This window comes from Mesorhizobium sp. M0145, assembly GCF_040322355.1.
Classification (GTDB): Bacteria; Pseudomonadota; Alphaproteobacteria; order Rhizobiales; family Rhizobiaceae; genus Mesorhizobium.
Window position 1 is genome coordinate 1 of the sequence record NZ_JAMYTK010000055.1, and the last position, 9384, is coordinate 9384.

Annotated in this window: 8 protein-coding genes and 2 pseudogenes; 4 read left to right on the forward strand and 6 right to left on the reverse strand. The window is 59.7% G+C overall.

Annotated elements, in window-relative coordinates:
* Positions 1–755: 755 nt before the first annotated feature.
* The 3 genes from NKJ28_RS32660 to NKJ28_RS32670 all read right to left on the reverse strand — a co-directional run bounded on the left by NKJ28_RS32660 (position 756) and on the right by NKJ28_RS32670 (position 3652).
* Positions 756–1598: a 2OG-Fe(II)-dependent halogenase WelO5 family protein gene (locus NKJ28_RS32660; RefSeq protein ID WP_352638560.1), complete on the reverse strand. Its 843-nt coding sequence runs from the start codon at positions 1596–1598 to the stop codon at positions 756–758.
* Positions 1588–2847 carry a diaminobutyrate--2-oxoglutarate transaminase gene (ectB, locus tag NKJ28_RS32665; RefSeq protein WP_352638561.1) on the reverse strand — a complete coding sequence of 420 codons (1260 nt, stop codon included), beginning with the start codon at positions 2845–2847 and terminating at the stop codon, positions 1588–1590. The genes NKJ28_RS32660 and ectB overlap by 11 nt, the downstream gene beginning before the upstream one ends.
* A gap of 628 nt (positions 2848–3475) precedes the next feature.
* Positions 3476–3652, reverse strand: coding sequence for a hypothetical protein (locus NKJ28_RS32670; protein ID WP_352638563.1), 177 nt, complete (start codon positions 3650–3652; stop codon positions 3476–3478).
* Between the two features lie 147 nt (positions 3653–3799).
* On the opposite strand from NKJ28_RS32670, the pseudogene NKJ28_RS33130 reads away from it, so the two are divergent.
* The 4 genes and pseudogenes from NKJ28_RS33130 to NKJ28_RS32685 all read left to right on the forward strand — a co-directional run.
* Positions 3800–4076, forward strand: a pseudogene (locus NKJ28_RS33130) (GDP-mannose 4,6-dehydratase); the annotation flags it as partial.
* A gap of 37 nt (positions 4077–4113) precedes the next feature.
* Complete coding sequence (locus NKJ28_RS33135) at positions 4114–4218, forward strand: hypothetical protein (protein WP_502902256.1); 105 nt, start codon at positions 4114–4116, stop codon at positions 4216–4218.
* A gap of 224 nt (positions 4219–4442) precedes the next feature.
* Positions 4443–4998 (forward strand): annotated as a pseudogene (locus NKJ28_RS32680) (transposase); the annotation flags it as partial.
* A gap of 473 nt (positions 4999–5471) precedes the next feature.
* Positions 5472–5852: a transposase gene (locus tag NKJ28_RS32685; protein ID WP_245274633.1), complete on the forward strand. Its 381-nt coding sequence runs from the start codon at positions 5472–5474 to the stop codon at positions 5850–5852.
* A 189-nt stretch (positions 5853–6041) separates the two neighbouring features.
* On the opposite strand, the gene NKJ28_RS32690 is transcribed toward NKJ28_RS32685, so the two are convergent.
* From NKJ28_RS32690 to NKJ28_RS32700, 3 genes are all read right to left on the reverse strand, one after another.
* On the reverse strand, positions 6042–7049 hold the full coding sequence (locus NKJ28_RS32690) for a tyrosine-type recombinase/integrase (protein ID WP_352638564.1): 1008 nt from the start codon (positions 7047–7049) through the stop codon (positions 6042–6044).
* A gap of 219 nt (positions 7050–7268) precedes the next feature.
* Positions 7269–7979, reverse strand: a complete 711-nt coding sequence (locus tag NKJ28_RS32695) for a tyrosine-type recombinase/integrase (RefSeq protein ID WP_352638565.1) — start codon at positions 7977–7979, stop codon at positions 7269–7271.
* Positions 7976–9214 (reverse strand): site-specific integrase, encoded by a 1239-nt coding sequence (locus NKJ28_RS32700; protein ID WP_352638566.1) that lies wholly within the window; start codon positions 9212–9214, stop codon positions 7976–7978. The genes NKJ28_RS32695 and NKJ28_RS32700 overlap by 4 nt, the downstream gene beginning before the upstream one ends.
* Between the last annotated feature and the right edge of the window lie 170 nt (positions 9215–9384).

Consider the following 9384-nt stretch of genomic DNA (forward strand, 5'->3'; position numbering starts at 1 on the left):
CCGCTAAACACGGGGGCTGCGCGGCGGACACGCCGACGTCACCGCAATGCCACGCCATTTTGCAGAACTTGACGCACACAACTGCACGGACGGCAGGCTTGCCGGGTCGGGGGAGCCTTCCCTGGGGCCCTGGTGATGTGGATGCGAGATCCCTTGATTCTGACGACAAGGATACCCCATCAAAACCTGGGATCAAACATCAGGACGGCAGGCGCGATGTAAAAGCCAAGGCAAGTACACAAGTAGGGCACCGCTGCTCCGGCAGGCTGAGCGGGACGAACACCCAGAAGGCGGCGAAGGGCTGCGCACCCATGCTGCGGGCCGCCGTCATCAGCGACTTGTCTACACCCAGCATGACGCGGACTAGATGCCACACCGTGCCCAGGATCCGATCATAGTGCTCGGAGATGGAGCCGTTGAAACGCGCGGAATTCGCGGCGAAGCTCCTCGATGAGCGCTTTGACCATCTGCTCGGGCTCGCCGCAGCAGTCCGTCGTTGAAGTAGGTCGCCTGACTGATTCCAGCCGCCGACAGATCTCGGCAACAGGAATCCAGTCCCTCCCCGCTTTAGAATAAACCCCTTCTGCGTCCGAAAGCTTCGATGCCTTCATCGTCTTCCGCCCTCGCAGCCAAGGGACATTAGCGCAGAAAACTCCACTTTCGAACGATCCAGTTTTCAGGGACAGAGCAGTTACGATGGATGTTGACGCTTTAAACTGCCGGGGGAAGCCGATCAGTCGCTGCGGCATCCAACGTCAGGTCCACCAGAGAACAAGATCGGGCCGCGCAAACCCGAAAAAGCTATTCAGCACCAAGCGACGCTTTCCGTTGCCTGATTGACCGGTGACCCCGTGAACGAAACCGCCATCGATCAGGCCGATATCCCCCGCCCTGAGCTGGAAGTCGCGACAAGGAACGCCCTCGAGATAGGCTGCCGAGTACGGATAGCCCGTAGTCTCCACACCTTGAGACTTTCGGTCGGTGACCGTCGGCTTGTGGCTCCAGAGCCGCAGATTGCCACCCTCCTCGGGCATGCTGGGATAGAAGTTGAGTGCTGCGACGGTGTTGTGCGCCACCGCAGAAAGCTCGTAACCGTTCCCAGCACATAACACTTGAGCGACGTCGTCGTGGGGGTCCAAGGAGAATGTGCCGCTACCAGACCAACTGAGAGCGCGACAAACATTAGCCTGACCGTGCTCCGAACGGGCCAGCCGCAATTCAATGCCCTGTTTGCGAAGCTCGCGCTTCAACGCCGCGAATAATGCTCGGACGGGATCAACCAGATTCTCAAAAAGGGCGTCGACGTACGGTCGCGCAGTTTCCGCCTCTGCGAAATAGGTGGCTGCATCCTTCCTGTAGTGGGATGCGCCGACATATTGTCCGGGGACGCCATCCTTACGCTCCTTGAGACCGGGACTGCCACTGAAGTTCGCGGTGATCTCCTCGGCTATTTCGGTGCTGAAAGCTTGCTTGATGTGCAGAGCGGTGATCTCACCTTTCAGGACTGAGATGATCTCCGCAGTGCTGATCGAGCCGGTTCGCTCTCTGATCTCGACAGGCGAGATGGCTGGGGCGTGGGATACTTGATTAGTCTCCATTGGCTTGCTCCTTTAGTGCGTGATCAAGGATGGCGATGCCATGATCGAGTTCGTCATCGGTGATGGTTATCGGTGGGAGGACTTTGATGACGTCGCGATTTGGTCCTGAAGATTCGATCAGCAGGCCATTTTCGAACGCGACATCGTGCACACGGCCGACAACAGCCTGCGAACGGCACTTGAGGCCGGCCATCAGACCGCGGCCGCGCTTTTGTTCGATGCACTTGGGAAATTTGGCAACGAGGCGATCAAGGTGTCTTTGCAGTTTGACGGCTGTGCGCTCGACGCCTGCAGTAAACTGCCTACCGGACCACATTTTGCACATGGCCCCTGCAGTCACGAAGGCGAGATTGTTGCCTCTGAAGGTCCCGCTATGTTCTCCAGGATTCCAAATGTCCAAGTCGGGGCGAATCAGAACAATGGAGAACGGACTACCTGAACCGCTTAGGGACTTCGAAAGGCATACAATGTCGGGGTCGATCTTCGCGAACTCGAACGAGAAGAAATCGCCCGTTCGTCCCGCACCTGCCTGAATGTCGTCGACGATCAGGAGGACGCCGTGCGTACGGCAAATGCGCTGAATTTCTGTGAGCCATGCTGCAGATGCAGTGTTCAGGCCGCCTTCTGCCTGGATAGTCTCCAGAATGATTGCGGCTGGCTTTTCTATGCCACTCCCCGGGTCCCCTAAAACATAGTCGATGTAGCTAGCGGAATCGAAAGCTTCCGTGGGGTAGGCGTCGTAGGGGACACGGATCACATCATGGCGAGCAACGCCGCCCAGCTCCCTGGTTGACGCCGAACCCGACACCGCCAGGGAGCCGAGCGACATGCCGTGGAACGCATTTGTGAAGGCCATGACGCTTGAGCGGCCGGTATATTTTCGCGCCAGCGCCAGCGCCGCTTCGTTAGCGTTTGTGCCGGTCGGTCCAGGAAACTGTATCTTGTAAGAAAGGCCTCTCGGCTTCAGGATCGAATCCACAAACACTTCGATGAATTCACGCTTTGCCGCCGTATACATGTCCAGCGATAGAAGAATGTTGTCTCCAACCAGATATTCGATTGCTGGTGCAATAATATTGGGGTTGTTATGTCCGTAGTTGAGTGCGCCGGACCCTACGAGGAAATCGATATATGGGCTACCGGTCTCGTCCCAGATTGTAGCCCCAAGGGCCTTCGCAAAGACTGTGGGAAATGACCGTCCATAGCGACAAACGTTGGACTCATGAGCAGTGAAAGCTTCGATATTCATTTTAGGTTCCCTCTGCACTTGGGCATTGCGTTCAATGAGAGAGCGATTAAATGCATTTTGTTGGTTGGTGGTTGTTCTTCCGTTTCACATGGAAGACCGGAACATTCCTGACGAAAGATTGGGATATTCCGGTGACTTTCCGGAAAATCTTCTGCCAACCGATAGGCTCCTAAAAGGTTTTGCCTAAAAATGCAGACCGCACTTGCGCGCCAGCCCATCTGCTGCACAGATGCACTTCGAGACCTCCGGTTCGTCACATTGCTCTGCATGCTGATGCCTCTCGAGCAATGGCATCAACAAAATCGTTTCTAGAGTTTTTGGGCAAGTGCCGATACTACGGAATCTGGTAGTTGATGCATCCAGTCATCGCCCACGAAAGCGCCTAGCAGTCGACGAAATTAGCAACTTGGCGCCTACGCCGGCTCAGGTGTGACAGGCGATTCGACCATTGAACAGCAGCATGGTGGGTGTTGCAGTTCCTAGAGTAGCAACACGAATGGTTTCTGGCCGGAACCATTGCATGATATGATTTTCTGCTGCGACAAGTACGTCGTCCTGATTGACGACGCGGGTTTTGGAGATCGTGCGCCTCCGTTCGACGCCTATCTCGGAGTCGCGATAATTTCCGTCAGCGTTCGCCGAAGAACACCGGCTTGGTCAGGCGGATGCAGTCATACTCGTCTGAAAGCGGCGTCTCGTCTTCACACGTGGGATATTTTTCGTTGGCCATCCCGGCGGCGGTCGACAGCCGGCTAATGACCAGAGCGCCGTGCACGGCCTCCGTGCCAAACCGTGAAGCCGTCATGGACTGCTCGTTTAGATGGAAGGGGGAGAAATCCCCATGACATCCGCAACCGTGTAGGCGTCGGATTTGGTGACCGTTTTGGCAGTAGGTGACCACACCATCGATTTTGATCGGGAAGTCCGTTCGTCTGCCACAACGATCCCCTATATGAGTTTCTGGGCCGTTGCGACGGCACGCCGTCCGCTGCTTTCGAAAGGCTACATGGTGCGTGGCCTGACCGCAGCGGGCCTCGCTGATCGGGAATACCCAACGCATCGACCACTCTCAAGACCCGCACGAGGGCTATCCCGATACATGGTCCTGCATTACGACGACATGACGGATGCGACAAACCTAATCCGTCTCCTGCAGAACATGCAGCCCAATCTACAATCTCGCTGCTCAAAGCCACGTGCAATTCTCTTTCGAGCCCCCCGAATTTACCGTGGCTCATCCTACAGCACCAAGAGCCTGACGATTTTGTGCTCGCGACTGGCAAGACGCATTCGGTCCGCAGCTTTGTCGAAGCTGCCTTCAGACGGGTCGGGATGGAAATCGTCTGGGAGGCGAAGTCGTTGACGAGGTAGGCCGCGAACGCAGGAGTAGCCAGTCGCTGATCCGCATAGACAAGCAAGTCGACCGTGAAGAATTCGGAAGCTGCTGATATTCCATAGGAATCGCCCGATTTGCGGATTTCGGAACTGCAGGTAGCGGCCAGTTTGTGGATAGTTTTCTTGCATCCAGTTTGCGATTTCGCCGCCTGGCGAAGCGTGATTTCACTGCTTTGTTCCCAGTGAATCGGAGCCAGGCAATGGCCAGACCACGCGAGCGGCGCGAGACAGGAGAACAGGATCTGTTCCGCGCCCGGCTTGATCAAATCCTCAACATGAACCACGAGCTGGTGCGGCTGGCCCGCACCATCGACTGGCCGGTACTGGAGGCGCGCTTCGGCGCGGTCTACTGCGACGGGCCGGGCATGCCGCCGCTGCCGACGCGGCTGATGGCGGGGCTCGCCATCCTCAAGCACACGTTCAACCTGTCGGACGAGGCGCTGTGTGCGCGCTGGTTCGAGAACCCGTATTCCCAGTATCTGTGCGGCGAGGAGTTCTTCCGTCACGAGTTGCCGTTCGACCGCCCCTCGATGACGCGCTGGCGGAGCCGCATGGGCGAGGAGCGGATCGCAGCCCTGCTGCAGGAAAGCCTCAGCATTGCGGTCAAGACCGCGGCGATGAAACCGCAGGACACGCGCCGGCATCGTCGACACGACGGTTCAACCCAAGAATGTCATGTTCCCAACCGACGCCAAGCTCATCCATCGCGCCCGCGAGCGGCTGGTGCGGCTGGCCAGGAAAGCGAGGATTCTCCTTGCCATCCAGACAGTTCCGCCACCAACTGGTAGAGGCTGAAAATCGCGCCTCAAGCACATAGAGCAGGGTCGGCGAGCCGCCAGTGAGATCGACCAGCGGGGCACCAACCTCAAGGCCGGCCGCACGAGCCTGCGCTCTGGCCGTGCCCAGATAGTGGTGGAAGGATTCCGAGAGCACCAATGTTCCACCACCCGCCATGGGCATGACGGCGGTATAAGCGCGCAGATTTTTCACCTGACGGAACGGGTTGAGGATGCTACCATTGATACTGTGCCACCACCGTCAGGGGCATTAGGGTGGCGAGGCTGCGTCCCTGTTGCGCAAGAGGGCTCACGAAAGCAAGGACCGCGAGCATCCAGAACGTAAGCGCCAAGCTGACCCCATCTGGCGCGGCTTGAGGTGATGAGCGAGACATACTGACACTGAAGCAAGGAGCCGAGGAGCTTGCAGTGTCAATTTCTATGTCTGCGCCTATGCCTGATGATAGAAGTTTCCATGTTCTTGAAGCGGTTGCCAACCGACTGGAGGCAAGCCCGCAGCGTCCGCGGCGGCGCTGGTCGGCGGAAGCGAAGTCGCGGCTGATCGAGGCGACACTGAAGCCGGGCGCGAATGTATCGGCCATTGCCAGACAAGCGGGGATGGCGCCGGCCCAGCTGTTCGGCTGGCGGAGCAAGGCGATCAAGAGCGGTGCGGTCACGCCACACAGGGATGCGGAGCGGCTCGGCTTTGTCGAGGTCACGCCGACAGCGTCTGCGTCGGTGGAGATCGAGCTGGGTGGCGTGGTCATTCGCGCCGGTGCCGATATCAATGAGGAGCAGCTGGTGCGGATTATCCGGGCGGTTCGCCAGGCATGATCCCGGCTGGCGTGAAGGTGTTGGTCGCCAGTCATCCCGTCGATTTTAGAAAAGGTCCCGACGGCCTCTTGGCACTGGTGCGCGATGCCGGCTCGGATCCATTCTTATGCGTCGGGCGAGATTATGTGGCGGAGCCGCCCTGACCCCTTTCGGGCCGGCCAAACCCAGCTTGCCTCCGCCACATAATATTCAGATGGAGTTCAGCAGTTGCAGAACGGCGTCGTTCGGTCGGAAACGCACGCCGTGGTCGCCGGCGACGCCCGCCTTCTCGAGTCCGTTGCGCATCATCTCGACATCCGCGGCGGCATAGCGGTGGGTCGTGGCGACCTGTGCGTGCCCGAGCCAGGCTTGGATCGTTAAAAGGTCCACGCCGGACTGGAGAAGCTTCATGGCGAGGGAGTGCCGGAAGATGTGCGGCGATATGGGCTTGTCGGCCAAGGCCGGCCTGATAGCCACGACGTCGGCGGCCGCACGTCGTACGATATGGGTCGCTCCGAAACGAGTCAGACGCTCGTTGCGGGCGCCGACGAATATCGGTCGCGGCTCGTGATGGGCGATCCCGCGCTCGCTCAACAAGGATGTCAGCGCCCGCGCCAGGTCCTTAGCAATGGGGACGACGCGGTCTCTGCGCCCTTTGCCGCGCAGCAGCACTTGCGGGTGCGGCCGCTCCAACTGAAGGTCGTTTGCGTTGACGCCGATGGCTTCGGAGACCCGGGCGCCGGTCCGTGCCAAGAAGAGCAGAAAGGCGCGGTCGCGCCGACCACGGGACGTCTTTGGATCAGGCGCCGCGATGAGGGTGTCCACTTCGGCCCTGGTGAGGTGGTACGTCACCTCAATGTGCGTCCGTTTAATGGGAATCGTCAGCACGCGTTGGGCGACGCCGAAGGACGCCGGGTCGGCGGCAGCGACGTGGTGGAAGAAAGATCGGATCGCGGCCAAGCGGGCGTTGCGCGTGGTGACGGAATTGTTCCGCTTCTCCTCGAGTTCGTCGAGAAAAGCGAGAACGAGGTCTCGATCAAGCTCTTCGAGTGCCAACGCCGCCGGCTTCTTCCGCAATCGGGCGGCGGCAAAGAGGATCAGCATGCGCAAGGCGTCCCGATAGCTGGCCACGGTCGCGGGAGTCGCGTTCCGCTGCTTGGTCAGGCGCCGGCGGAAATAGGATTCCAGGAGCGGGGCCAGGAGCAAATGTTCGCTCATGCTGCGCCTCCATCGAGGGCGGCACGCTCAGCCGCGATGGCGAGGAGCTCCGCCGAGCCCGTGAGGTAATAGGCCGTGTCGCTGTAACTGGCGTGGCCGAGATATGTGGCGAGCAATGGCAATAGCGCCTGAACGTCTGCGCGCTGTTGGTGCCAGAGGCTGAGGCGGGTCACGGCAAACCGGTGCCTGAGATCGTGCGGCCTTAACGGCTTACCGCCATCAAAGTCGGCGAGGTTTACGGACCTCGGCAAAGCCGTTTTGCAGGCCGGTCGCCGAGAGGCGATTGCCCCGGGAACTGAGGAAGAAGCCCTGATCCTTGGGTATGGGGAAAGCGGCGTCGCGCTCACGGGCATAGCAACCAAGGGCAGCCTGGGTTGTCGTGTGAACTGGAACGAGACGATCCTTGCGGAACTTTGTCTTCCGAACGAGGAGAACCCCGTTGGTGAGATCAACGTCGGAACGATCAAGCCCGACTACTTCGCCCGATCGCAGCCCCGAACTCGCCAACAATCCGATCAGCGTCGCCATCGTCCGCCCTCGCACAGGAATGCTAGGCGAAATGCGGGCGCATGCGTCGATGAGTGACGTCAACTCAGCCTCGCTGAGAATACGCGGAGGCGGAATCGCTCTGGATCGGGGGAAAGCCCTGCGCTCCAAGACTTCGGTTCGCGCGTCGTAGACGGCGAGATACTCGTAAAACCGGCGGAGCACGCCATGACGAGTGACGCGGCTGTTCGCGGCGCCGCTGAACGACAGCGCGAAATCCAGCGCCAATGTTCGAGTGGCGGGCCCATCGAACTGAGCTCGCTCAACGTACCTCACGAAAGCCCGCAACGTGCCGGCTTGCTTGCAGAAGGCATAGCCGAGGGAGTGGCGTAGCTCGATGTAACACTCGGCCTTCTCGCGGAGGAATCGGGCAAAGGCGGTCATGCCACGCCTCCTGGAAAGGGGAGTGCGACCTCGGCAAGTTGCGAGGTCGCGACCTTTACGTACAGCGCCGTTGTGTTGATGCTGCGGTGTCCCAGGAGATCGGCGACCTCGCTGATCGGCCTTCGCTGCTTGACGAGCTGGGTGGCAAGACTGTGGCGCAGGAGATGCGCACCTGCGACCTGCCCGAGTTCAACCCCGCCATGTCGCAAGCGCTTCCGCACGATCCTCGAAACAGGCGACGCGTATTTGAACGGTGCCACGGGCGGCGTGAAGGACAGGAACAGATACGGACTATCCACCTTCGGTCGAGCGCGCAGGACGTAGTCGGCGAGCGCAGCGCCAGTCTCCTCGAGCAGCGGCGCCACCCGATCCCGCTTGCCCTTGGTGCGTCGGACAGAAACCTCGCCAGCACGCCAGTCGATATCCTGCAGCTGAATGGCGCGTAGCTCGCCGTTGCGAATGCCCGTGGTGGCGAGTAGCAGCAGGACGGCTCGATCGCGGATGTCGACCGGCGTCGTTGCGCCGATCGCATCTATTGCGCGCCGAACGTCATCCCATGCAAGGCGCGGCGGCAAATGCGCCAAACGCCAATGAGGCGTCCTTGGGACGACGCGGTCGAGATCCTGGTCATGGTGGCCAGCCCAACATAAAAACTGAAGAAATGTTCGGATGTGAGAAGTCGCTGCCGTGCGGGTGCCGGTGGTCGCCGATAGCGACAGCCGATGCTCGACAGCAGCAAGGACGTGCTCAGCCGTCAATGCCTCGAGGTCTTGACCGGGATGGTGATGGCGGAACCAATCCAGAAAGCGGCGGCCTCCCAGAAGAACGCCTTCGCGGGTCTTCGGCTCAAGTCCTCGCACCTTGCGCAAATAGTCGGAAAATGAGGTCAGAAGCGGAGTATCCGGATCATCATCTACCTTGGGAGGGGAAGCAATGAAGCGCTCCGGAGCCACTCGCCGTGCATGTCGCAGCGCCGATGCTGCCCCAATGCGTGGAGAATCCGTAGTAAACGTGCATAAATAGCTGTCGACGACATCTTGATGGATCGGCATCCGACCACAGCGCGTTGCGGCAAACTGGCTAAAGCGCGCAATCCGGCTCAGGTAAATCTTGGCGGACGCTCGCTTGTAACCAAGGGTGAAAAAATGCTCCGCGAGGCGATCCATCTCGCCACCGAGTGCACCGCTACGCAGGCGCTTGAGCACCCCACAATAGGAAAAATAGAACTCGAGCATTCTGCCCCTCCGGCGTTGTGGCACAGGGGAATCCCGCGCCATGAGAGAGGCATGAAATATTATGTGGCGGAGGCAAGCTGGGTTTAGTTGTGTGCGTCAAGTTCTGCAAAATGGCGTGGCATTGCGGTGACGTCGGCGTGTCCGCCGCGCAGCCCCCGTGTTTAGCGGAG

Excerpts from the sequence above, each read along its gene's own strand:
- NKJ28_RS32670 (WP_352638563.1), bottom strand. The coding sequence starts at position 3,652 with ATGACGGCTTCACGGTTTGGCACGGAGGCCGTGCACGGCGCTCTGGTC.
- NKJ28_RS32700 (WP_352638566.1), bottom strand. The coding sequence starts at position 9,214 with ATGCTCGAGTTCTATTTTTCCTATTGTGGGGTGCTCAAGCGCCTGCGT.
- NKJ28_RS32695 (WP_352638565.1), bottom strand. The coding sequence starts at position 7,979 with ATGACCGCCTTTGCCCGATTCCTCCGCGAGAAGGCCGAGTGTTACATC.
- NKJ28_RS32690 (WP_352638564.1), bottom strand. The coding sequence starts at position 7,049 with ATGAGCGAACATTTGCTCCTGGCCCCGCTCCTGGAATCCTATTTCCGC.
- ectB (WP_352638561.1), bottom strand. The coding sequence starts at position 2,847 with ATGAATATCGAAGCTTTCACTGCTCATGAGTCCAACGTTTGTCGCTAT.
- NKJ28_RS32660 (WP_352638560.1), bottom strand. The coding sequence starts at position 1,598 with ATGGAGACTAATCAAGTATCCCACGCCCCAGCCATCTCGCCTGTCGAG.
- NKJ28_RS32685 (WP_245274633.1), top strand. The coding sequence starts at position 5,472 with ATGCCTGATGATAGAAGTTTCCATGTTCTTGAAGCGGTTGCCAACCGA.